Below are 21480 nucleotides of genomic sequence, written 5' to 3'. Positions count from 1 at the left end.
CCGAACCGGCGGGGGGCCGCGGCGGGGCAACCGAACTCTCACGGGTCGGCCCCATCGCGGTGGACACAACCATCGCGACCGTGAGCCGGTAGAATGGCACAGTAGAGAAACGCCGCAGACATACGCGACGTCGCAACGCACAAACCTCCGATTCCCTTGAAAAGGACCCGTATGAGCAATCAGAAGCACCCCTCCGGCGATGGCGGGGACCAGCACTCCGAGGAACACCACAAGAAGGAATCCCTCGCCGATCAGCTGACGGGTACCCTCACCGATCTGACCGAGAGCATCAGCCAGGTGCGCTCCAACCGCCGACGCGCATCCATGCCCCCGACCGACACCCTACCCGTGGTGTCGGCGGCCGGTAGCGATACTCCCCCACCGCCGAAGGTCCTCGGTAACGGCAAGACCTCCATGATGCACAACCCCGTCGCGTTCGGCTTCCTCATGACCGTCGGTGTGGGTCTGGCCCTGCTGGCCTACTACATCTTCAACAACGTGGGTGCCCTGGTGGGCTGGGTGACCGGCGCTATTTTCATTGCGCTGGGTCTGGACCCGATTGTGCGTCGCCTGGAGGCCTGGGGCATTAAGCGCAACATCGGTGTGATCGTGGTTCTCGCCGGTTTTGCCGGTGCCGTTGCCGCCCTGGTGATGAGCATCGGCCCGATTATTAGCGAGCAGGCCTCCAAGTTTGTGCAGTATGCCCCGAATATTTACCAAAACACTATCGATTCTGATTGGTACCACGAGCTCGATCAGCGCTTTAACATCAGCAGCTGGGTGAATGAGAACGTCCCCAAGTTCCTGGAGTCAACGTTCTCTTCCTCGCAGGTCAATAGCTTTATGTCGAGCCTGTTGTCTGCCGGTTCTACCCTGGCGCAGAGCGTGACCGGCGTAATTATTGTTCTGTTCCTGTCCCTGTACTTCCTCACCTCGATGAACACCATCAAGGCCTGGGGTGTGCGTCTGGCGCCGGGTTCCAAGCGCGCCCGCGTCAAGTACATCACCGATAAGATCACCGACTCGGTGGGTAACTACGTGATGGGCCAGGCTATGGTGGCCATCTGCAACGCCCTTTTCGCATTCTTCACCATGCTCTTCCTGGGGTTCAGCTTCCCCCAGTTGATGGCCATCGTCATCCTAATTCTGGCGTTCATCCCGCTGGTTGGCGGCGTGGTGGCGCTGATTCTGACCTCGCTGATTCTGCTGACCCAGGGCTGGAGCATGGCGCTGTGGTTTGCGGTGGCGTACTTCCTGTACTTGCAGGTGGAGGCGTACCTGATTTCTCCGCGTATTATGGCTCGCGCTGTGTCGGTCCCTGCCGGTGTTGCGATTATTTCGGTGGCTGCCGGTGGCGCGCTCTGGGGCGTGCTGGGCGCACTGATTGCTATTCCGGCGGCGGCTTCCATGCTGATTCTGGTGCGTGAGGTGTTCATTCCTCGCCAGGACCAGCTCTAAGGTTTCACGTTCGCTTCCCCGCGGGAAAGCACCGGAGGCAAGAAGGCGGCGGCTTTGGATTCTCCATCCAAAGCCGCCGCCTTTATGTTTTATGCCGTGTTTTTATACCGAACCTTTAGAGCTCGGTAATTTCTTCCGCCACGGGGCCGCTGTATTCGGTGGGCAGCTCGGTTTCGGTGCCGGTCACGATGCTGACCACGGTGTTGAGGACCTGCTGCACGGACTTCTCGCCCACCCACAAGTGCTTGCACCCCTCAAAGGGAATCACCCGAGTACGCGGTACAGCCGCAAAACGCTCACGCGCTGCCGGAGGCTGCAGGTAGTCGTCGTGCTCGGGCACCAGCGCGTACAGCGGGTTCGAGATCTTGTTCCATTCGTCCAGCTCAGCCGGGTGCACGCGGTGCAGCGGCGGGGAGAGCAGAATAGCGCCGGTGAACTCGTTCGCGTATTCGGGCGCGTACTTGAGCACCAGCTCGGTGCCGAAGGACCAGCCGACCAGCCAGGGGTTCGGCAGGGCGCGCTCGCGTACGAACTTCAGGATTGCGTCGAAGTCCTTCTTCTCGGCAAAGCCGCCGTCAAAGACGCCTTCGCTGGTGCCGCGAATCGAGGAGGTGCCGCGAGTGTTGAAACGCAGCACCGCAATGTTCGACAGCGCCGGCAGGCGGAAGGACGCCTTCTTGTACACGTGCGAGTCCATGTAGCCGCCGTGGGTGGGTAGCGGGTGGAAGGTCACCAGGGTTGCCTTGACTTCGCCTTCGGGCAGGGCGAGTTCACCGACGAGGCGCTTGCCGTCCGCAGTGGTGACGGTAAAGTTCTCACGGCGTGCCGGAAGCACAGTACGTGCCTTAATGGGGGTGGGCTCAGCGGCGGTGCTGAAGACGTAGCGGGCGGGATCAAATTCCTGCGCGCGGGTGATATCGGCGGGTTGCTCATTGCGTTCCTTCAAGAAATGGATTCGAGAATGTGGTTTTGGTCAAGAATGTAGTCTTAGGCTGCACCTTAAGTGCAGTGTTCAGCCTATTTGCGGCGGGTGCGCCAGCAATGCTGATGCCAGTGCCTGCGCTCATCAATGGCGCGGCTACGGCCCATCGTGTGGCTTTCCTGCCACACCACCAGGTGCGCTGTTCTGGGCGGAATCGAGCGGTAGCATTCGGGGCAGGTGTAGGTTTTTTGGGCGTTGACGGCGGGAATGTATTGCACCAGCCAGTCACCGTATCGGTCACGTTCCAGTCGAGGTGCAGGGTCGAGGATCCTGCTGATATCACGCCCTGCGGGTGCTTGACGGTGCCACTTATCGCTGGTGGTGCCGGATACTCGCCTGCCGGGATGATTCTTACGTGCCATGAGCCCTATTCTACCGCGCTGCTCAGCTATCTCTATCTACCTACCCTGCCGCTGTTCGCTCTGCGCTCTTCCTCATACTGGCGTGGTACTCATGCTGAGGCGGTACTCCCCCGCTCTGTGCCGCACCTCCCTACTGTGCCGTACTTCCCTACTGTGCCCCCGTACCGCGACCTGTACCAAGCTCAGGTTCCCTAGCTCATACCCTCACCTGCTAGAGCCAAACACTCGTACCTGCTAGAGTGGACGGATGCGTATTGTCATTGCTGAATGCTCCGTAGATTATGAGGGCCGCCTCCGCGCCCACCTGCCCCGCGCTACCCGCCTGCTGATGGTCAAGAATGACGGCTCCGTCCTCATTCACTCCGACGGCGGTTCCTACAAGCCCCTGAACTGGATGAGCCCTCCCTGCTCCCTGCTGGTAGCTGAGCGTGAGGACGTTCCGCAGAGCATCCGTGAGGACCTAGAGTCCGATGTTCAGCAGCTGTGGACCGTTCAGGCAGCTAAGAGCGATGACCGCCTCATGATTCGCATCTACAAGATTGAGCACGAGCACGCCACCGACCTGGGTGTTGATCCCGGCCTCATCAAGGACGGTGTGGAGGCTGATCTGCAGCGTCTGCTCGCAGAGCAGATCCACACTCTCGGTGAGGGCTATTCGCTGGTGCGCCGCGAGTACCCGACCGCTATCGGTCCGGTAGACATCATGGCGAAGGATGCGCACGGCGTCTCCGTGGCGGTTGAGCTCAAGCGTGTGGGCGATATTGACGGTGTGGAGCAGCTGACCCGTTACCTGGAGTTGCTCAACCGTGACCCGCTGCTGGCACCGGTGCGCGGCGTATTTGCGGCACAGACGATTAAGCCGCAGGCACGTACCCTGGCTGAGGACCGCGGTATCCGCTGCGTGAGCCTGGACTACGATGCGATGCGCGGCGTGGACGACTCCGCTGACCGTCTGTTCTAGCTGACCGTCTGTTCTAAACGGCTCTAGGCTAAGCAGCTGCACATAGCTTGAGGGGCGCCTCCCGACCATGGGAGGCGCCCCTTTTCAGCCCATCATCTTTCTGCCCGCGCTCTTTCGGCGCACGCGTTCTTTCTGTGCACACTCTCGTTCTGCGTAAACAATCTACCCCCGGATACACCAATCGCCGGTGCCCCTCCCCTTTCAGGGTGGAACACCGGCGAGGTGTACACAGTGGCTAATTCCCGCTGAGGGGAACCAGCTTTAGATCTGTGCGTGCTTTGCAACGATGGTCACGTGATCGTTCGAGACGGTCAAGAAACCTGCGTTGAGGATGGTCTTAATGGGCTCACCATCAACGGGTTCAATGAGCAGCTCGCCGTCCTGTGCCAGCAGCGTGCAGGTGGGGATCATGCCCGGCAGGATGCCGAGGTCACCGCTGACGGAGCGTGCACGAACGTACTTCGCTTCGCCAGTCCACACGACGCGTTCGCGGGAAACAACTTCAACTTTCAGAGCCATGATTACTTAGCTCCAGTCTGTGCCTTGATTTCCTCGTAGCGGCGCATAACGTCGTCCATACCACCAATGTTGTAGAACGCCTGCTCGGGGATGTGGTCGACATCGCCGTTGCAGATCATCTGGAAGGACTCGATGGTGTCCTTCAGCGGAACGGTCGAACCCTCGACACCGGTGAACTGCTTTGCAGTGTAGGTGTTCTGGGAGAGGAACTGCTCGATACGACGTGCACGTGCCACGACGATCTTCTGCTCCTCGGAGAGCTCGTCCACACCCAGAATCGCGATGATGTCCTGCAGTTCCTTGTTTTCCTGCAGAATAGCCTTCACACGAATTGCGGTGTCGTAGTGCTCCTGACCGATGTACTGTGCGTCCAGAATTCGGGAGGTGGAGGACAGCGGGTCAATTGCCGGGTACAGACCGCGCGATGCGATTTCACGAGAGAGCTCGGTGGTCGCATCCAGGTGCGCGAAGGTGGTTGCCGGCGCCGGGTCGGTGTAGTCATCCGCAGGCACGTAAATTGCCTGCATGGAGGTGATGGAGTGACCGCGGGTGGAGGTAATACGCTCCTGCAGCAGACCCATTTCGTCCGCCAGGTTCGGCTGGTAACCCACTGCGGAGGGCATGCGGCCCAGCAGGGTGGAAACCTCAGAACCTGCCTGAGTGAAACGGAAGATGTTGTCGATGAACAGCAGCACGTCCTGGTTCTGAACATCGCGGAAGTACTCCGCCATGGTCAGACCGGTCAGTGCCACGCGCAGACGGGTTCCCGGGGGCTCATCCATCTGGCCGAACACAAGAGCGGTGTCCTTCAGAACGCCTGCTTCTTCCATTTCGACCCACAGGTCGTTACCCTCACGGGTACGCTCGCCAACACCGGTGAACACGGAGGTACCACCGAAGTTACGAGCCACACGGGTAATCATTTCCTGGATCAGCACGGTCTTACCCACGCCTGCACCACCGAACAGACCAATCTTACCGCCCTTGATGTAGGGGGTCAGAAGGTCGATGGACTTAATACCAGTCTCCAGCATTTCGGTGGAGCCTTCCAGCTCTGCGAAGCCGGGAGCGGCACGGTGGATCGGCCAGTAGGTGTCAGCCTTGATCTCGGAGTTCGGCACGTCGAGTGCGTCACCGAGAACGTTGAAGATGTGGCCCTTCACGCCGTCACCAACGGGGACGGAGATCGGTGCGCCGGTGTCGACTACAGCCTGACCGCGGACCAGGCCGTCAGTCTGCTGCAGGGAGATAGCGCGAACGATCGAGTCGCCCAGGTGCTGTGCGGTCTCGAAGGTGATGGTGCGGGTGCGACCGTCGAGGGTCAGCTCGGTGGTCAGAGCGTTGTAAATCTCGGGGACCTGACCGGCGGGGAACTCGACGTCGACCACGGGGCCGATGACGCGGGCAATACGACCCGTTGCGCCCTGAGTCGGTGCGGAGACCGATTCGTTGTAGGTGGCAGTCATATTTCTCACTTACTTAGAAAGTTTGGACAGTTGATGGCTTCGTTGGCGTACAAGTACTAGGAGCCGAGGGCGTCTGCGCCGCCCACGATTTCGGAGAGCTCCTGAGTAATTTCCGCCTGACGTGCGTTGTTCATCAAACGGGTGTACTTGGTAATCAGCGTCTCAGCGTTGTCACCTGCGGTCTTCATCGCGCGCTGGCGGGATGCCAGCTCACTTGCTGCTGCCTGCAGGAGGCAGGAGAAGATACGCGATGCAATGTAGCGCGGCAACAGCGCGTTGAGCACTTCCTCGGCGGAGGGCTCGAACTCGAAGGATGCCGCCTGCTCGTACTCAGCCTTGGTCAGTTCCTGGTCGGGAACGATTTCCTCGCCCATAGCCTTTGCGTCACCCACGTGGATGGGCAGCAGGCGCAGGATCTTGGGTTCCTGAACAACCATCGACTTGAACTCGGTGTATACGATGTGCAGTTCGTCCACGCCGCCCTCTTCGAAGGGCAGGTCGTAGGCTTCGAGCAGCGCGTCACGAATTTCGACGGCAGTTTCAACACGAGGTGCATCGGTGTGCCCCTCCCACGCACGGGCGTAGGGGCGCTCACGGAACTCGAAGTAAGCCTTTGCCTTACGGCCAACCAGGTACAGCTGTACCTCCTGGCCGTTAGAGCGCAGCCTCTCAATCAGAGATTCGGTACGACGCAGGATAGCGGAGGAGTACGAACCTGCCAGACCGCGGTCACTGGTAACAACCAGGATTGCGGAGCGACGGTGTTCGTAGGTTCCGAACTCGTGCGGCTTGTGAATCAGCGGGTGCTTAATACCGTGCTGAGTCGCAACCGCAGTCACCACGCGGGTCAGAGCGTTCGCGTAAGGGCCGGCTGCCTGAGCAGCGTTACGAGCCTTGTTAATGCGGGAGGTCGCGATCATCTCCATCGCCTTGAAGATCTTCTTCATAGACGACGTCGAAGCAATCTTCTGTCGGTAAACCCTAATCTGGGCTCCCATAGAGCTTCCTTTCTCCTTGCTTTCTGCCCCGCCCCAGCCTCATAGCTGAGGCGGGGAGAAGGCGAGGACTAATCGCTAACCGATGGTTTCCTGAGTGATGTCGCTATCGCGAGCTGCCTTGTGCTCCTCGTGACCTGCGTCGACGAGGTGGCTGCTGCCCTCAGACTTGAAACCCTGCTTGAAGTCAGCAACTGCGGACTTCAGAGCTGCAACGGTGTCATCCTCAAGCTTGCCGGAGGAAGCGATATCGGTCAGTACCGAGGTCTTGTGACGCAGGTACTCGATGAAGCCTTCCTCGAAGCGCAGCACGTCGGAAATCTCGATGTCGTCGAGGTGACCGGAGGTACCAGCCCAAATGGAGACAACCTGCTCTTCAACTGCGTACGGGGTGTACTGCGGCTGACGCAGCAGCTCGGTCAGGCGAGAACCGCGGGTCAGCTGTGCCTTGGTTGCATCGTCCAGGTCGGATGCGAACATTGCGAACGCTTCCATCGAACGGTACTGTGCCAGCTCCAGCTTCAGGGTACCGGAGACCTTCTTCATAGCCTTGGTCTGTGCGGCACCACCAACACGGGAGACGGAGATACCGACGTCGACTGCCGGACGCTGGTTAGCGTTGAACAGGTCGGACTGCAGGAAGATCTGGCCGTCAGTAATGGAGATGACGTTGGTCGGAATGAAGGCGGAAACGTCGTTTGCCTTGGTCTCAATGATCGGGAAGCCGGTCATCGAACCTGCGCCGAGGTCGTCGGAGAGCTTAGCGCAACGCTCCAGCAGGCGGGAGTGCAGGTAGAAGACGTCACCGGGGTATGCTTCACGTCCCGGCGGGCGGCGCAGCAGCAGGGACACAGCGCGGTATGCTTCTGCCTGCTTCGACAGGTCGTCGAAGATGATGAGGACGTGCTTGCCACCGTACATCCAGTGCTGGCCGATAGCCGAACCGGTGTAGGGTGCCAGGTACTTGAAGCCGGCTGCGTCGGATGCGGGAGATGCCACGATGGTGGTGTACTCCAGCGCGCCGCGGGTCTCCAGGGTGTGGCGGACAGCCGCAATGGTGGATGCCTTCTGGCCGACGGCCACGTAGATGCATCGAACCTGCTTGTTGGGGTCGCCCGAAGCCCAGTTGTCCTTCTGGTTCAGGATGGTGTCGATCGCGATAGCGGTCTTACCGGTCTGGCGGTCACCAATAATCAGCTGACGCTGACCGCGGCCGATCGGAATCATCGAGTCGATTGCCTTCAGACCGGTCTGCAGCGGCTCGTGAACCGACTTACGCTGGGTCACGCCGGGAGCCTGCAGCTCCAGTGCGCGGCGGCCTTCAGCCTCGATGGGGCCCAGGTCGTCAATCGGGTTACCGAGGGGGTCAACAACGCGACCGAGGTACGCGTCGCCAACGGGCACCGAGAGAACCTCACCGGTGCGGTGTACAACCTGACCCTCTTCAATACCGGTGAAGTCACCCAGGACAATCACACCAATATTGCGGGTATCCAGGTTCTGTGCGAGGCCGAGGGTGCCGTCTTCGAAACGAAGCAGCTCATTCGCCATCACCGAGGGAAGGCCCTCGACGCGAGCGATACCGTCGGAGGCCGATACAACTCGACCCACCTCAACACGTTCTGCATTGCCGGGTTCGTAAGACGCTGCAAACTCGTTCAGCGCATTACGGACATCGTCGGCATTGATGGTCAGTTCGGCCATCTTGTGTCCCTGCTCTCTCATTGTGGTTACGTTCCATCAACGGAACTAACCGAAACTTGCAATCCGGGTTCAACGGGCGGGCCATGCCGCCTCCGCGTTGGAGGAGGCATACGCCGCGCACCCGCCTACCCGAGGTATCTTCTAAATCACCGTTGCGACGAACGGTTCAGCGTCGCTAGCTTGAGCCGCTAGCCGATGGAACGAGACAGGTCGGACATACGGGTCTCGACGGTACCGTCGATCACCTCGTCGCCCACCTGAACACGCAAACCGCCCAGAACGGCGGGATCCACCGAAACGTCGAGCTTCAGCTCGCGGCCGTACACGGCGTTGAGTGCGCGACCGAGACGTTCAAGCTGTGCCTGCGACAGGTTGATTGCGCTGGTAACGCGCGCAATGTAACGGTTCTGTCGCTTGACGATGATTTCTGCGAACTCGTCGGCAGCCCGCGCGGCGTGAAGGCCACGAGGATTAGAGCCAACTCGTTCGAGCAGAAGCACACCCTCGGCGGTGGTGGCGGGGCCACCGAGCGCCACGGCGAGCTTCTTCTTTGCTTCTTTGCTTGCCTGATGGTCGGACAGCGCTTCCTGCGCCTGAGCGTTGGAATCAACGGTACGCACAAAGGTGAGTAGTTCGTTGAGTACCTCGTCCAGGGCATCCACGCCACCGCGAGACTGAGCCGATGCGATCACGGCGAGCACCGCTGCACGTTCCAGGGCATCCGCCAGGTCGGAATCCTCGGACCAGCGCTGAGCCACCGCGTTGGTGAGTACAGCCATGGCCTGCGAAGAGATCTTGCCGTCAAAAACGGAATTGACGATTCCCTGGCGGGCCGCTGCGTCACGCGAAGAATCGGTGACGGCGCGGCGAAGGGTGCCGTTGTGGTCGAGCACGTCGACCAGTGCGAAAAGCTCGCCCGCAAGCTTCAGAGGCTGCAGGGAAGCGTGGGCTTCCAGAACCTCTTCCACCTTGCTCAGTGATTCAGTAGATACTCCTGCCATTACCGAGCCGCACCTGCGTTCTGCTTCTCGGTTTCAAGGTCAGCAAGAAAACGATCTACCACACGGGCCGATCGCTCATCATCGTTGAGGGCTTCGCCCACAATCTTGCCGGCAAGGGTCGTAGCCAGAGTGCCAACCTCGGAACGGAGGGACACTGCTGCTGCCGCACGCTCTGCCTCGATAGCCTTCAACGCGTTATCGCTAATGCGCTGTGCTTCAGCGGTTGCACGCTCGCGAGCGTCGGCAATGATTGCCTCGCCCTCTGCGCGTGCCTCTTCACGAATCTTCTGAGCCTCCAGTCGAGCGCTTTCGAGCTGCTGGGTGTACTCATCGCGAGCCGCTGCAGCCTCTGCCTGTGCCTTCTCGGCCTTGGCAAGGCCACCTTCGATTGCTTCCTTACGGTCCTGGTAGATCTTCTCGAACGCCGGGACGACGTACTTAGCAACGATGTAGTAGAGGATCAGGAATCCGATGAGGGTAATGACAATTTCCCCGACGTCGGGAATGAGGGGGTTCGAAGCTGCCTCCGCTCCCCCTTCGCTTGCCAGATAAATCATGGAGGGAATCCTGTTCTATGGGATGGGTCGTTTAGGATGTGGCGGAGCCGGTTACTTGATGAAGACGAGAACCAGGCCCAGAATTGCCAGTGCCTCGACCAGCGCGAAGCCCAGGAACAGCATGGGCTGCAGAGTCTTCTGAGACTCGGGCTGACGAGCAACGCTGGTCATGTAAGCCGCGAAGACCAGACCCACGCCGATGCCGCCGCCGATAGCTGCCAGACCGTAGCCAACCGCAGTGATGGAACCAACCATTATTTTTCCTTTCAACAGTGCTCAACCGGGAACATACCCGGACCGAACAGAGTTTGATTTGAGTTATAGCCCGCACAATGAACGTGTGGGTTGCTTTATTCTTGTCCGGAGCCGGTACCCCAGCCCCGAACGCGAAAACCTAATAAAAAATTTAGAGTGTCAGCAAACTGACTAGTGACCCTCAGAAACCGAGCCCTGCAGGTACACAGCCAGCAGCAGAGCGAACACGTACGCCTGGATGCACTGAATCATGAATTCCAGGAAGTACAGGAACAGGCCCAGGGCGCCGGGAGCGATGGCGGCCAGGTAGCCGATACCGCCAAGAGCCTCAACCATGTAGGTCACCATGCTGGAGGCAACCATCAGCGCCAGGTGACCACCGAACATGGTGGCGAACAGACGCAGTGCGTGGGTTGCGGGACGAATCAGCATGTTCGAGAAGAACTCGATCGGGATCAGAATGGGGTAAATCCAAAACGGCAGGCCCGCAGGCATGGTGATGTCCTTGAAGAAGCCGCCCAGGCCCTTGCGCTTGATGCCCACGCCGACCCAGGTCAGGTATGCCACGCCAGCCAGCGCGTAGGCGCTACCGGGGTGGGAGAAGGAGGGCAGCTGGATGAACGGAATCGCGCCGTAAAGGTTGTTCACCAGAACAAAGAAGAAGGAGGCGAACAGAATCGGAACGAAAGGCTTGTAGTGCTGAACGCCCAGAGTTTCCTTGCCCAGAGAGTTGCGAGCAAATAGGTAGCCGGATTCAGCGATGAACTGAGTCTTTCCGGGAACCATGGCACGCTTGCGTGCTGCGGTGAGGAAGAAGACCGCAATAATCACCACGGAGAGTAGCACCAGCACGTTCTGCTTACCAAAGGCGAAATCACCAATGGTGAAGAAGGGGGGAAGATGCATGTCTTCGGGGTTCGGCGGAACATAGGCCCCGGCTTCCGCGAGGATCAACCCGTTCTCGATCAAAGCAAGTCCTTTCTTGCTGCTTGTGGCTATCAAGAGCCCATGCCAGCTCTTGCGTGACTGACATGCTAACTACATGGATGAATGTGTGACCTAGCGGTCCGCGTTCAATGACCTAGCGGTCCGTATTCTGCCTGGCCATATGGGTGAAGACGAGGGTTAAACCCCCGATGGCGCCGATTAAGACGCCAACCCATACCATCCAGGTGGTGGAGAAGACCAGGTCACCGAGGTAACCAATACCTCCCCACACCGCAACGCCGATGATCAGGTAGAGAATTGACATCACGGCGCCGGAGAGACCTCCGCCGGATACCAATTCTCCGGTGGTGCGGAGCTTTCGATCTCCGTCCCACCACTTCTTCTCCTCGGCCAAACGTATATTCCTTTCAAACACCTATCGTGTTACCGACTATGGTCTTCCGAGTCGGTGTCGAAGTACAAAATTCTCAATCGTGCAATGCTGACTGTCTCGATAACAATCCACAGAATCACGCCGGTGCATGCGCCTGCAAGAGTCCAACCGTGCCTCAGGTTCTCTGGGAACGGAACAAACATCAACACCAGACCGAGCAGGGCAATCTTCACAAGGTAGCTCACCACCAGCGATTTGGGTACGCCCCAGTCGAAAATGGGAGCAATCAGCATAACTAATACGCCCAGAGTGAAGCATATATAGATTATCAGAAAGCCCAATGTTATTCCTAGCGCGCCCACGGGGCCCGCAAACAGGTACGCACTCATCATACCGCCGAACCAAGCCGGCAAAGAGCATACCGATACCCTGTAGAACAAAAATTTCCAGGAAAGCTCTTGACTCTCGTAAGAAGATGCCCTCAGTCCTACCCGGGCACGCTCTCGGCGACGTTCCCGTTGCCTCCTACGCTCCGCGGGTGGATACCACAGAACATCGGCCACGCGCCTCCAGACGGGCTCTGCTACAGCTTCCTTTTGAGGTTGTGGCGACCTAGACACCATTAGTGTTTCTCCCCACGGTTCTGTTTCGACTGAGGCGCAGAAGAGCGCTCATTAGAAGGCTGCTCCGCGCAATCTTTCACCGAGTCCGGAATGATGGGCGCGGGATGCAGGGAGGTCGGCTCCACCCGCTCCGGGGTTGCGGGAACACCGGTCGCAGAAGAAGACGAGGTGCCCCGACCCGCCTTCTTCGGGGCTGCCGGCTGCTCCGCGGGAGAAGCCGACGAGGGGGTACCGGCCTCGGCAGAGGAGCCGCCCTTCGCCGCCTTCGTCAGGTCAATCGTTGAGCTGGGGGCTTCACCACCAAAAAGCTGCGGCATGCGCAGGTACACGGCCAGCACGGCGAGCGCCACAAGCACCACGCCGAGCGCGGCAAAACCAGCACCCGAGGTGTACAGGTCGGAGGCGAAGGCCAGCAGGACCCACACCAAAATCGTCATGCCCGTGACCACTGCGGTCGATCCCAGATGGCTGAAGCCCACGTCCGTCAGGCGCTGATACACGTGAGTGCGGTGCGGCTTGTACCACTGCTCCCCCGCCATGAAGCGGCGGAAGAGAGTCGAACCGGCATCGGCCAGATAGGTAACGAGAGGAGCGAAGGCCAGCAGCACCGGAACGTCAGCAAACCAGGCGCCCACCGCCAGAGTACCCAGGGCCGTACCCAGCACGTAGGAACCGGCATCCCCCAGAAAGACGTTCTTGCCCGGGCGCACGTTCCACGGCAGAAACGCCAGGTACGCGCCGGCCACCGCTACACCCCCCATAGCCAGCCAGGGCAGGTTGACCATCCAACCGGTCAGCGCGTACGCCAAACCGGCCACCAGGCCGTGAGCACCCGAGATGCCGTTGATGCCGTCCATAAAGTTGGCCACGTTAATGTAGCCCGCGATGAACACGGCACCGACCACCACCAGCAGCGGGTTGGTACCCTGAACCGTCGCGAAACTGACGCTCACCAGCACACCGATGACCAGCTGCAGGGCAGCGCGACGAACGATACTCACGCCGCGAATATCTTCGAGCCAGCCCAGGGCCAGGGAGAAAAGCATGGCGGCGGCAATCGTGATGGCCAGCTGCAGGGACTCGGCGGAGCGGTAGGTCCAGCCCAGCAGGGTCGCCACGAGGAAAGCCAGCAGGGTCGCCGCGGCCGTCGCCAGGCCCATGCCGCGGTAGGTCGGCGTGGTGTGCGAGGACCGTTCGTTGGGGATGTCCACCATGTTGTAGCGATGCAGAATCGGACGCACCGCAAAGGGCAGGAGGGCACCGGCAATCACCGCAAGAACGAAAATGCTCGTTAGCTCGGGAAAGGAGGTCATGATGGCTCCGGGTCGTACTGTCTCGTGAATGTGTTTATCGTATGGCTCCGCCGCCCCCGGGGCGCCGGGAAGACGCTCCGATAGGGGCGGCGTCGAAGAGCCGGTCGGTTAGAAGGTCTGCGCGTTCTCCAGGGTGCGCGGATCGGGTGCGCGCTCCAGGCCGTGGCGTTCGTAGCCGCTGTGCTCGCGGTAGTTCTGAATCCACAGCTTATAATCGAGCTCATCAGGGTCAAGTGCCGGGGCACTCGACCGGGAAATATACCGGTTTTCCTCGCTCGGCACCAGCTTCTCGGTACCGCCGAAGAGAGTCTCATCCAGCTTCTCACCCTTGCGAAGACCAATCTCCTTGATTTCAACGTCGTAGCGTTCGTAGGCCTGGCGCATCGCCTTGGCCACGTCCAGGATCTTGACCGGCTGGCCCATATCCAGCACCATGACCTCGCCCGGACGGCCAATCGCACCGGCCAGCATCACGAGCAGGCAGGCATCCGCGATGAGCATGAAGTAGCGGGTCGCGCGCTTATCGGTCAGGGTAATCGGGCCGCCAGAGAGAATCTGCTTGGTGAAGAGCGGCTTAATCGAGCCGCGCGAACCAAACACATTGCCGAATCGCACCGAAACGTAGGTGTTGCCGGTTTTCTCGCCAAAGTACGCGGTCAGGCGCTCCGCCACGCGCTTGGACTGGCCCAGGGCCGTCTTCGGGTCCGCCGCCTTATCGGTCGAGACGTTCACGAAGGTCTTTACACCCACGGCCTCGGCGGCACGCAGCACGTTCAGGGTGCCCAGGGAGTTCGTCTTCCAGGCCTCCTGCGGGTAGGCCTCCAGCGCCGACACGTGCTTCAGCGCGGCGGCGTGGAACACCACCTCGGGGCGGCGCTCCCGGAAAATCTCCAGCAGGGTATCGCCCTCGCGAATATCCGCGAGGATGATGCGGTCGTCGTCCAGGCTTGACTCGTGCGTAATCGACACCTTGGTGTCCATCAGCAGAGTCTCGTCGTGGTCGAGCATCATCAGGGTCTCGGGCTCAAATTCGCTAATCTGGCGGCAGAGCTCAGAACCAATCGAACCGCCAGCACCCGTCACCAGAACGCGCTTGCCGTGCAGGTACGAACGGAGGATATCGCGATCGATATCGTAGTTAATCTCACCGCGGATTACGCGCATCAGGTCGTTATCGCTCGCGTTCACCAGGCGCTCACCCATCAGGCGGGCGTTCGCACTGCTGATACGCTGCACCTCAACCTTCAGGCGACGCATGCGCTCGCAGAAGGCCTCAAAATAGTCCTCCGGCATATCGGAAATCGTGACGATCACCTTGTGAGTGCCCGATTCGCGAATCGCTCGCTCAAGCTCGCGGTAGGTCGTAATCACCTGGATACCGTGGAACTTAGTGCCGGCCTTCAGCGGGTCATCGTCGAAGACCGCCACGGGGCGCAGCTTCGCCTCCTCATCGTGCAGCATGGAATCCATCACCATGCCGCCGATGAAACCGGCGCCGTACACGATCACCGGTTCGCCCGTCAGCTCACGCACCGCGCCGCGCTCGGTATAGACGCGCTTGGCCATGCGGGCACCGGCCATCATAATCAGGCTGAACGCCGCGGCAATCGCGGGCACACTGTGCGGAATGTGCGGCAGGCCAACAAGCTCATCCACAAAGGAGAAACCGGTCAGCACCACGCCCGTGCTCAGCGCCGCCGCCGCGGCGCGCCACGACTCGTCAAAGGATCCGTAGGAGTACACGCCGTTATAAATCTTGGCTGCCGCCAAACCGAAAATCAGCTGTAGCAGCACCGCCCCGGCGGCCGTAATCGTCAGCGAAATGGGGTGGATGATGTCAAACACCGAGCCATTGCTAAGTAGCACGCTATAGCGCAGCATGTACGCGAACAGCACCGCAAGAACCCAGGCGCTCGAGTCAATCAGCGCCTGCGCAATCAGCCACCACGGCTTGCGCTCGTACAGACGATTCACCAGAACGGCTCCGGAATCGCCCTCCGTCATCAGCGTGCCGCGCTGAGCAGCACGTCGTACCGCCTCGTGGGCGTCAGATTTCAGCTGGGCCATTAAAAGCCTCCTTCAGATGCGGCACCGGTGAAACGGTCCGAAGATGAGCGAGTAGAGGATGCGCGTGCGGCCACGGTAGACAGCGCACGGAAAGCGTTGCGGCGCAGGGATTCGGGCACGAAGCGGTACACGCTGCGCACCGCCATGTTCTGCGCCCAGCGGGCCTTCGAAATGGCGTGGCCCGTGTACAGTCGGCGTTGAATCGCCCAGTCCTGCTTCCAGGCGTCCACTCCCCCGCGCTTCGTGTAGGCGCCGGCGCCCACGCGGTAGCGCACGAGAGGTGCGGGCAGGTTGCCCAGGCGGTAGCCGGCGTCGCGCAGGCGCATCCACAGCCACCAGTCCTCGGCACCGGGCACGTACTCGTAACCGCCGAGGGTCTGCACGGCGCTCTTACGGAATGCCACCGAGGGGTGGTAGATCGGGTTACGCGAATCCATGGCGCGGAGCAGTCGTTTGGGCTCGACGATGGCCTCGCGAACCGATTCGACCGCCGAGTTGTTCTCGTTGACCTCGAGCATGGCCGAACCGAGTAGCGCGTAGCCACCCGCGGCCAGGGCCGGAATCAGCTCGGCGAAGCGGGTGGGCTCGGAAATATCGTCAGAATCGGCGCGCGCCACCAGCTCGTAGCTGCAGGCCCGCAGACCCGCGTTCAGGGCCTCGGCCAAACCCACGTTCTGCGGTAGCTCCACGAGCTGAATCGGCGGGCAATCCAGGTTCTCAGCGCGGGCACCCCAGCGGTCCACCACGGCGCGCAGCTCGGGGGTGAGCGGACCGTCCAGAACCAGCACGAGCTCGGAGGGGCGCAGGGTCTGGTTCAACAGATTCGATTCCAGCGCCTGTTCCAGGTACGCGGGGTTCTCCTTCGCGTACACGCTCATGAGCACCGAGAAGTCGGGGGCGGAGCTCACGCATCCAGCGGCCCCGGCGTTCCCGGTCACGACCGGCTCGGGGTTCGAGGCCGGAACGCCGTAGCGCCCCGGGAAGGTCAGCGGGTAGATGCCCTCCAGCACCCGGCGGTTCGGGGTGGGCGGGCGCAGGCCGTCACGCAGACCGTTCAGGAAGTACCCCAGGTAGGTACGGCGGTCGTCGGTACGAAGCAGGGTGGAGACCCACAGGCGGGCCGAAGAACCACCGTAGAGCAGCTTTTCCAGCGGGTTCAGGGTACGCGAGCGCGTAAACACCCACAGCTTATTGCGCACGTCGTTATAGAAGCGCGGGCCGGGGTTGGCGTTCGTCGTGCCGAAGGTCTTGGTGTGGTGCTTCGCCACCGAGGAAGGCACCGCAATGCCGTCGCGGTGGTGAATCAGGCGGGTCGAGAATTCGAAATCGTCGTTCCAGATGAAGAATTCGGCGATGGGCAGGCCGCCGTTACGGCGGATGGCCTGCGCGTCCATGAGAATCGAGACGAAGGAGGCGCTGCGAATCGGGCGGGCCCCCACCGCGCGGGCGCGGGCGTGGCGCTGCTCCCCCGCCGCGAACATCGTGCGAGGGGTGTTCATGGGGTGGTCCTCACCGTTCGTCCACACCACGCGAGAGGCCACCACCGCGGGGCGTTCGGCGGGAACCTCGGAGTAGCCGAGCCACGCCTCAACGGCTTCGGCCAGGGTGTTCTCGGTCGGCTCGGTGTCATCATCCATGACCCACACGAGGTCGGGGTTGTGGCGTTCCAGGGCGCGGTCGATGCCCACCGCGAAACCGCCGGCGCCGCCCATGTTCTGCCGCAGGGTAATGCGGTCCACCGGCAGGTCGTACTCCAGGGAGTCCAGGTATGCGGCGGTGTCATCGGTGGAAGCGTTATCGACGATGACCACGGCGACCGGGCGCATCCGGCCCGAGGCGATGCCCGCCAGGGTCTTGGGAAGCAAATCGCGGCGGTTGTAGGTTACGACCACCGCGACGGCGCGGGGTTCGTGCTGACCGTCATGTTCGGCGGGGTGCTGGGTAGGCGCGGGTCGGTCGCTGTGCTGTTCTGCCATAGTGTTCTCCCTCCGCGGCGCCGAGGCACCTTATCCGTTCAACGTTGAGGCATATCCTTCTCCGTGCGGGGACCGGGTGTTTCGGCGGTGTCCGCGACGCTGCTGGATGAGGATATAACTCTCCAAAGTGACCATTTTACCGGGGTCTTCACCTCGAGGTGAATCTTCCCCCACTAACGCACCCATTATGACGCATATTCAACCTCAATCGGTTGTTTTCCGTATGTCGGACTGCGCCGGCCCCGCGGCAGTTCACCCTTCGCCAGAGGGTGAATAACCTCTAAGGATTAGGTGGAGGCGCAGGTTACGAGCTGGTATTACGGCCCGCGGCGAAGCAAGGTGCCGTTCAGCCAATGTTTTCAAGGCTGTTTTCGATGGCTCCCCTGTGCCCGAGCTGTGCCCGTCGTGCGAAAAAGCGACCAAAAACCGGTCACCGCCCCAACAATTCACCATAACCGGTGCAAATATGCGAAAGTTGAAATGACCCTGTTTTTCCCCGCACCGACCGCGGGCTTTTGAGAGGTAAAGACATGTCCGAATCCAGGTGGAAAGTCATTGGCGCCAGCGGCTTTGTTGGCTCCGCCATCGTTGCGCGTCTGAACGCAGAGGGGATCAGCGTCGATCCCATTGAAGCGCCCCGCCTCGCCACCCGCTCCCTTGACGTAGACAGCATTATCGACGAGGCAGAACAGCTGGAGGGCATCATCGATTCCCTCGCCGAAGCCTTCGCCAGCGCGCAGGTCGTGGTGAACGCCGCCGGCCTCGCCGCCCCGAACATGCAGGACCTGCCCCCGCTCATGGGTGCGAACGCCCTGCTGCCGGCCGTCATCGCGATTGCCGCCCAGCGCACCGGCGTGCGCCGCGTCATTCATCTCTCCTCTGCCGCGGTGCAGGGCCCCCGCCCCGTGCTCGACGCATCCGAGGAGACCGCCCCCTTTAGCGCCTACTCGTTCTCCAAGACCCTTGGCGAGGAAGCGCTGCTCGACCTGCAGGACTACTTCCTGGAGGAGCATCCCGAGAGCGCACCCGAGCTGTGCATCCTGCGCGCAACCAGCGTTCAGGGTCGCGGCCGCCGCACGACCGAGCTCTTTGCCAAGATGGCCTCCTCCCCCTTCGCATCGGTGGCCGGTGCGGGCCAGGGTAAGTCCCCCGTCTCCAGCGTGTACGCGCTGGCCGAGTTCGTGGTGATGCTCGGAACCTTCCCCGGCGAGCTGCCCACCATCGTGCTGCAGCCCTGGGAAGGCGCAACCGTCGCCTCCGCATCGCTGGATGCGGGCCGCCGCAAGCCCCATCACCTGCCCGAGTGGCTCTGCCGCGCGGCCATCAAGGCCGGCTACAAGGTATCTGAGCTCATGAACGATAGGTTCTCCGGCTCCGTGCGTAAGGTCGAGGTCATGTGGTTCGGTCAGGGTATTGACGATTCCTGGGCCCGCAAGAACAACCTGCTACCCACCCCGCGCGTGCGCGAGGTGTTGCGCACCGCCCACACGGCACTGGGTAAGAAGAAGGACCGCCGCTTCGCCAATAGCTAGGTGGCGCCGCCTCTGGCGAGAGATAGCATAAGGGAACGCCCGATACATCTGTTGATGTATCGGGCGTTCCCTTAAGTTTTACTCCTGAGTTTTAACCGTGGCCGGGCCTACAGGCGATCCTCGGCGGCTTCCGGGGCCTCGGTCTTAGATTCAGCCTCGGCCTTGGCTTCAGGTTCGGTCTTCTTCTGCTCAGCCTTCGCTTCAGTCTTCGGGGCGGCGGGTGCCTCGCCAAAGACCAGGGCGCGGGCAGTATCGGCAGGGACGGGCTGAACCCGCGGCTCATCAGCGCGAATCGGCTTGGGAGTGTTGTCGCGGTAGCCGCGCGAGCGCTCCTGGTCCACCGAGCTGATGCCGAAGCCCGAACCCAGCGCGCTCGTAGCGCCCAGCAGGGAGGCGGCAATCGAACCAGCCGCGGGTGCCTCGGCGCGGCGGGCGGGTTCGCCGCTCACCGTGTGGGTACTGTCCCACTGCTCGTAGGCTTCGTCCAGGCCCTCCTGCTCGTCCAGCGCCTGCTGGGAGGCGTCCGAGGTGTTCGACGCGCTCTGCGATGAGGCCTGCGCCTCCTCAACCTTGCGGGCCGCCTGTTCGTCGGCCTCGGCGCGGGTCAGAATCGAGGGGATCACCTCGCGGAGCTCCTCAACGGGAATCGCGCCCTCGCGCACCACCACGTAGGGAAACGAGGTGCAGTCCAGGATGGTCGAGGGAGCCGGCTCGCGTTCGGTCACCACCGTGACGCCGTCCTCGTTGGGCTCTGATTCGTGCGGCTTCGGGCGGGGGCCACCGTCAATAATCACCGCGACGTCCTCGCCCAGGGAGTCCATGGCGGCCTGGGCGGTCGCGGCAGCCTCCTGGCCGGTCTTGTTAGCGCTCGAGACGGCCAGCGGGCCGTGCTCGGTCAGCAGTTTCAGGGCAAACTCGTCGTCGGGAACACGCACCGCGACGGTGCCTCGGGTCTCGCCCAGGTCCCAGCTCAGCGAGGGGTAGGCGTGAAGAATGATGGTCAGCGCGCCGGGCCAGAAACGGTAGCCCAGGTCGTAGATGTCGTCCGGAACGTCATCCACCACGCCGGCGAGCGCCGCGATATCAAAGATGAGTACGGGCGGCGGCATGGTGCGGTCGCGGCCTTTATCTGCCAGCAGTTTGGCAACGCCCTGATGCGAGAAGGCATCGGCGGCAATACCGTAGACGGTATCGGTGGGCATCACAATCGTGTCGTGCGCCTTGAGGGCCTCGCGGGCGGCGTCCAGCGCCTCGCGGGTCTCGGTTTCAGTCGTTACGGGGTACAGCTTTGCAGTCACGGGTTATATTGTCTCACGTTTTATGGATTGCGGCGATACGCCGGGGAGGGTGCGCGTCACGGGGTTGACGCGTCGCGCCTCGTCGGCGGCTGATACGACGGTTAGGATGCGCGGCGGCTCCGTTCGGTGGCCCCGCCCGGCTCGGAGGCTAGGAGTCGGCCCCGATGCTAGGAGCCTGCGGCGGCAGGTTTGTAGCCCGCGCTGTGCCGGGGCCTGCCATTCAGGTCCCGTACCGGGTAGCACCGTTCGAAGCCAACGCGCGCCAGGAGCTCAGCGACGGCTTCTTCCTGGGTGTCGTCGTGCTCCATCATGAAGAAGCCTCCGGGGGCCAGCAGCTCGTAGGCGCGCGCGGCGATGGCGGAGGGCATCTGCATGCCGTCCGCTCCCCCGCCGTACAGCGCCATCTCCGGGTCGTGCAGGGCGGCCTCCGGGTCGGCGGGCACGTTCGCCGACGGAATGTACGGCGGGTTGGAGAGCACCGCGTCGAAGCGGCCGGCCAGCTCGGTGAGGGCGGTGAGGGCGTCCCCCTGCACCAGGTGCACGCCGAGCGACTCCAGGTTCTTGCGGGCGTAGGGGATGGCCTCTTCGGAGAGCTCCACCGCGAAGACTTGGGCGTTCGGCAATTCGCTCTTGACCGCCGCCGCAATGGCGCCGGATCCTGTGCACAGGTCGACGATGCGCAACTGACCGGTCGCCGACTCGGCGCGTGCGCTCAGCACCTTGAGGGCTTCTTCGACGAGCAGTTCCGTTTCGGGCCGGGGTACGAATACGCCCGGCCCAACGGACAGCTCCAGGTGATGGAAGGGGGCACACCCGGTGATGTGCTGCAGCGGCTCGCGCGCGGCGCGACGGGCAACCAGCGCCTCGTACTCAGCGACCTGCGCAGGGGTGAGTCGCTCCCCCATCAGCGCCGCGTGCTGTAGGCGCGAACGCGAGCCGCCGTAGAGCAGGTGCGCGGCGAGTAGCTCGGCGTCCACGCGGGGGCTGGGCACCTGCGCCAGTGCCGCGGTGGCGCGCACAAGTACCTGCGCGAGTTCTTCCCCGCGCGGGTCGTGCACGTTCACCTTCATGAGCTCTCCTCCTCGTATCT

20 protein-coding genes are annotated in these 21480 nt (G+C 61.8%); 3 read left to right on the top strand and 17 right to left on the bottom strand.

Going from position 1 to position 21480, the window contains the following annotated elements:
* The first annotated feature begins 171 nt into the window (after window positions 1–171).
* Window positions 172–1458: an AI-2E family transporter gene (locus HMPREF2630_RS07270; RefSeq protein ID WP_049343618.1), complete on the top strand. Its 1287-nt coding sequence runs from the start codon at window positions 172–174 to the stop codon at window positions 1456–1458.
* A 115-nt stretch (window positions 1459–1573) separates the two neighbouring features.
* Here the strand turns inward: HMPREF2630_RS07270 and HMPREF2630_RS07265 are convergent, their stop codons facing one another.
* Together HMPREF2630_RS07265 and HMPREF2630_RS08960 are read right to left on the bottom strand one after the other, a co-directional pair.
* Window positions 1574–2404, bottom strand: coding sequence for an alpha/beta hydrolase (locus HMPREF2630_RS07265; protein ID WP_070484177.1), 831 nt, complete (start codon window positions 2402–2404; stop codon window positions 1574–1576).
* 71 nt (window positions 2405–2475) lie between these two features.
* Entirely contained in the window at window positions 2476–2802 is a 327-nt protein-coding gene (locus HMPREF2630_RS08960; protein WP_080975040.1) for an ATP/GTP-binding protein, read from the bottom strand.
* 247 nt (window positions 2803–3049) lie between these two features.
* Here HMPREF2630_RS08960 and nucS point away from each other — a divergent pair, with 247 nt between their 5' ends.
* Window positions 3050–3763 (top strand): endonuclease NucS, encoded by a 714-nt coding sequence (gene nucS, locus HMPREF2630_RS07260; protein ID WP_005506450.1) that lies wholly within the window; start codon window positions 3050–3052, stop codon window positions 3761–3763.
* A 261-nt stretch (window positions 3764–4024) separates the two neighbouring features.
* Here nucS and HMPREF2630_RS07255 read toward each other — a convergent pair whose 3' ends face one another.
* The 13 genes from HMPREF2630_RS07255 to HMPREF2630_RS07195 form a co-directional block, all read right to left on the bottom strand.
* Window positions 4025–4282, bottom strand: coding sequence for a F0F1 ATP synthase subunit delta/epsilon (locus tag HMPREF2630_RS07255; protein ID WP_049340652.1), 258 nt, complete (start codon window positions 4280–4282; stop codon window positions 4025–4027).
* Between the two features lie 2 nt (window positions 4283–4284).
* On the bottom strand, window positions 4285–5748 hold the full coding sequence (gene atpD / locus HMPREF2630_RS07250; protein ID WP_005507810.1) for a F0F1 ATP synthase subunit beta: 1464 nt from the start codon (window positions 5746–5748) through the stop codon (window positions 4285–4287).
* 56 nt (window positions 5749–5804) lie between these two features.
* Window positions 5805–6746, bottom strand: coding sequence for a F0F1 ATP synthase subunit gamma (locus HMPREF2630_RS07245; protein ID WP_049340654.1), 942 nt, complete (start codon window positions 6744–6746; stop codon window positions 5805–5807).
* A gap of 75 nt (window positions 6747–6821) precedes the next feature.
* Window positions 6822–8447, bottom strand: a complete 1626-nt coding sequence (gene atpA, locus HMPREF2630_RS07240; protein WP_070484174.1) for a F0F1 ATP synthase subunit alpha — start codon at window positions 8445–8447, stop codon at window positions 6822–6824.
* A gap of 188 nt (window positions 8448–8635) precedes the next feature.
* Complete coding sequence (locus HMPREF2630_RS07235; RefSeq protein ID WP_049333666.1) at window positions 8636–9448, bottom strand: F0F1 ATP synthase subunit delta; 813 nt, start codon at window positions 9446–9448, stop codon at window positions 8636–8638.
* Window positions 9448–10005: a F0F1 ATP synthase subunit B gene (locus tag HMPREF2630_RS07230; RefSeq protein ID WP_049333667.1), complete on the bottom strand. Its 558-nt coding sequence runs from the start codon at window positions 10003–10005 to the stop codon at window positions 9448–9450. Before HMPREF2630_RS07230 ends, HMPREF2630_RS07235 begins: the two co-directional genes overlap by 1 nt.
* A 51-nt stretch (window positions 10006–10056) precedes the next feature.
* Window positions 10057–10260, bottom strand: coding sequence for an ATP synthase F0 subunit C (gene atpE / locus HMPREF2630_RS07225; RefSeq protein ID WP_049333669.1), 204 nt, complete (start codon window positions 10258–10260; stop codon window positions 10057–10059).
* Window positions 10261–10431: 171 nt separating this feature from the next.
* Window positions 10432–11229 (bottom strand): F0F1 ATP synthase subunit A, encoded by a 798-nt coding sequence (gene atpB, locus HMPREF2630_RS07220; protein ID WP_049343642.1) that lies wholly within the window; start codon window positions 11227–11229, stop codon window positions 10432–10434.
* 112 nt (window positions 11230–11341) lie between these two features.
* Window positions 11342–11602 (bottom strand): hypothetical protein, encoded by a 261-nt coding sequence (locus tag HMPREF2630_RS07215; protein ID WP_070484171.1) that lies wholly within the window; start codon window positions 11600–11602, stop codon window positions 11342–11344.
* A gap of 29 nt (window positions 11603–11631) precedes the next feature.
* A complete protein-coding gene (locus HMPREF2630_RS09125; protein WP_141744694.1) occupies window positions 11632–11874 on the bottom strand; it encodes a hypothetical protein in 243 nt (80 codons plus the stop codon).
* A gap of 329 nt (window positions 11875–12203) precedes the next feature.
* Entirely contained in the window at window positions 12204–13517 is a 1314-nt protein-coding gene (locus HMPREF2630_RS07205) for an MraY family glycosyltransferase (protein WP_070484164.1), read from the bottom strand.
* Between the two features lie 108 nt (window positions 13518–13625).
* Window positions 13626–15584 carry a polysaccharide biosynthesis protein gene (locus tag HMPREF2630_RS07200; protein ID WP_070484161.1) on the bottom strand — a complete coding sequence of 653 codons (1959 nt, stop codon included), beginning with the start codon at window positions 15582–15584 and terminating at the stop codon, window positions 13626–13628.
* Window positions 15584–17560: a glycosyltransferase gene (locus HMPREF2630_RS07195; protein WP_070484158.1), complete on the bottom strand. Its 1977-nt coding sequence runs from the start codon at window positions 17558–17560 to the stop codon at window positions 15584–15586. The genes HMPREF2630_RS07200 and HMPREF2630_RS07195 overlap by 1 nt, the downstream gene beginning before the upstream one ends.
* A gap of 530 nt (window positions 17561–18090) precedes the next feature.
* On the opposite strand from HMPREF2630_RS07195, the gene HMPREF2630_RS07190 reads away from it, so the two are divergent.
* A complete protein-coding gene (locus HMPREF2630_RS07190; protein WP_049333680.1) occupies window positions 18091–19092 on the top strand; it encodes an NAD-dependent epimerase/dehydratase family protein in 1002 nt (333 codons plus the stop codon).
* 107 nt (window positions 19093–19199) lie between these two features.
* On the opposite strand, the gene HMPREF2630_RS07185 is transcribed toward HMPREF2630_RS07190, so the two are convergent.
* Window positions 19200–20390 (bottom strand): L-threonylcarbamoyladenylate synthase, encoded by a 1191-nt coding sequence (locus tag HMPREF2630_RS07185; protein WP_070484155.1) that lies wholly within the window; start codon window positions 20388–20390, stop codon window positions 19200–19202.
* Window positions 20391–20557: 167 nt separating this feature from the next.
* Complete coding sequence (gene prmC, locus HMPREF2630_RS07180) at window positions 20558–21460, bottom strand: peptide chain release factor N(5)-glutamine methyltransferase (protein ID WP_070484153.1); 903 nt, start codon at window positions 21458–21460, stop codon at window positions 20558–20560.
* Window positions 21461–21480 lie beyond the last annotated feature (20 nt).

It is taken from the genome of Rothia sp. HMSC072B03 (genome assembly GCF_001809565.1).
Lineage (GTDB): Bacteria > Actinomycetota > Actinomycetes > Actinomycetales > Micrococcaceae > Rothia > Rothia mucilaginosa_A.
The sequence above is the reverse complement of the archived record's forward strand: the minus strand, read 5'-3'. Positions and strand labels throughout refer to the sequence as shown.

Excerpts from the sequence above, each read along its gene's own strand:
- HMPREF2630_RS07270 (WP_049343618.1), top strand. The coding sequence starts at position 172 with ATGAGCAATCAGAAGCACCCCTCCGGCGATGGCGGGGACCAGCACTCC.
- HMPREF2630_RS08960 (WP_080975040.1), bottom strand. The coding sequence starts at position 2,802 with ATGGCACGTAAGAATCATCCCGGCAGGCGAGTATCCGGCACCACCAGC.
- nucS (WP_005506450.1), top strand. The coding sequence starts at position 3,050 with ATGCGTATTGTCATTGCTGAATGCTCCGTAGATTATGAGGGCCGCCTC.
- HMPREF2630_RS07255 (WP_049340652.1), bottom strand. The coding sequence starts at position 4,282 with ATGGCTCTGAAAGTTGAAGTTGTTTCCCGCGAACGCGTCGTGTGGACT.
- atpD (WP_005507810.1), bottom strand. The coding sequence starts at position 5,748 with ATGACTGCCACCTACAACGAATCGGTCTCCGCACCGACTCAGGGCGCA.
- HMPREF2630_RS07245 (WP_049340654.1), bottom strand. The coding sequence starts at position 6,746 with ATGGGAGCCCAGATTAGGGTTTACCGACAGAAGATTGCTTCGACGTCG.
- atpA (WP_070484174.1), bottom strand. The coding sequence starts at position 8,447 with ATGGCCGAACTGACCATCAATGCCGACGATGTCCGTAATGCGCTGAAC.
- HMPREF2630_RS07235 (WP_049333666.1), bottom strand. The coding sequence starts at position 9,448 with ATGGCAGGAGTATCTACTGAATCACTGAGCAAGGTGGAAGAGGTTCTG.
- HMPREF2630_RS07230 (WP_049333667.1), bottom strand. The coding sequence starts at position 10,005 with ATGATTTATCTGGCAAGCGAAGGGGGAGCGGAGGCAGCTTCGAACCCC.
- atpE (WP_049333669.1), bottom strand. The coding sequence starts at position 10,260 with ATGGTTGGTTCCATCACTGCGGTTGGCTACGGTCTGGCAGCTATCGGC.
- HMPREF2630_RS09125 (WP_141744694.1), bottom strand. The coding sequence starts at position 11,874 with ATGCTGATTGCTCCCATTTTCGACTGGGGCGTACCCAAATCGCTGGTG.
- HMPREF2630_RS07205 (WP_070484164.1), bottom strand. The coding sequence starts at position 13,517 with ATGACCTCCTTTCCCGAGCTAACGAGCATTTTCGTTCTTGCGGTGATT.
- HMPREF2630_RS07200 (WP_070484161.1), bottom strand. The coding sequence starts at position 15,584 with ATGGCCCAGCTGAAATCTGACGCCCACGAGGCGGTACGACGTGCTGCT.
- HMPREF2630_RS07195 (WP_070484158.1), bottom strand. The coding sequence starts at position 17,560 with ATGGCAGAACAGCACAGCGACCGACCCGCGCCTACCCAGCACCCCGCC.
- HMPREF2630_RS07190 (WP_049333680.1), top strand. The coding sequence starts at position 18,091 with ATGTCCGAATCCAGGTGGAAAGTCATTGGCGCCAGCGGCTTTGTTGGC.
- prmC (WP_070484153.1), bottom strand. The coding sequence starts at position 21,460 with ATGAAGGTGAACGTGCACGACCCGCGCGGGGAAGAACTCGCGCAGGTA.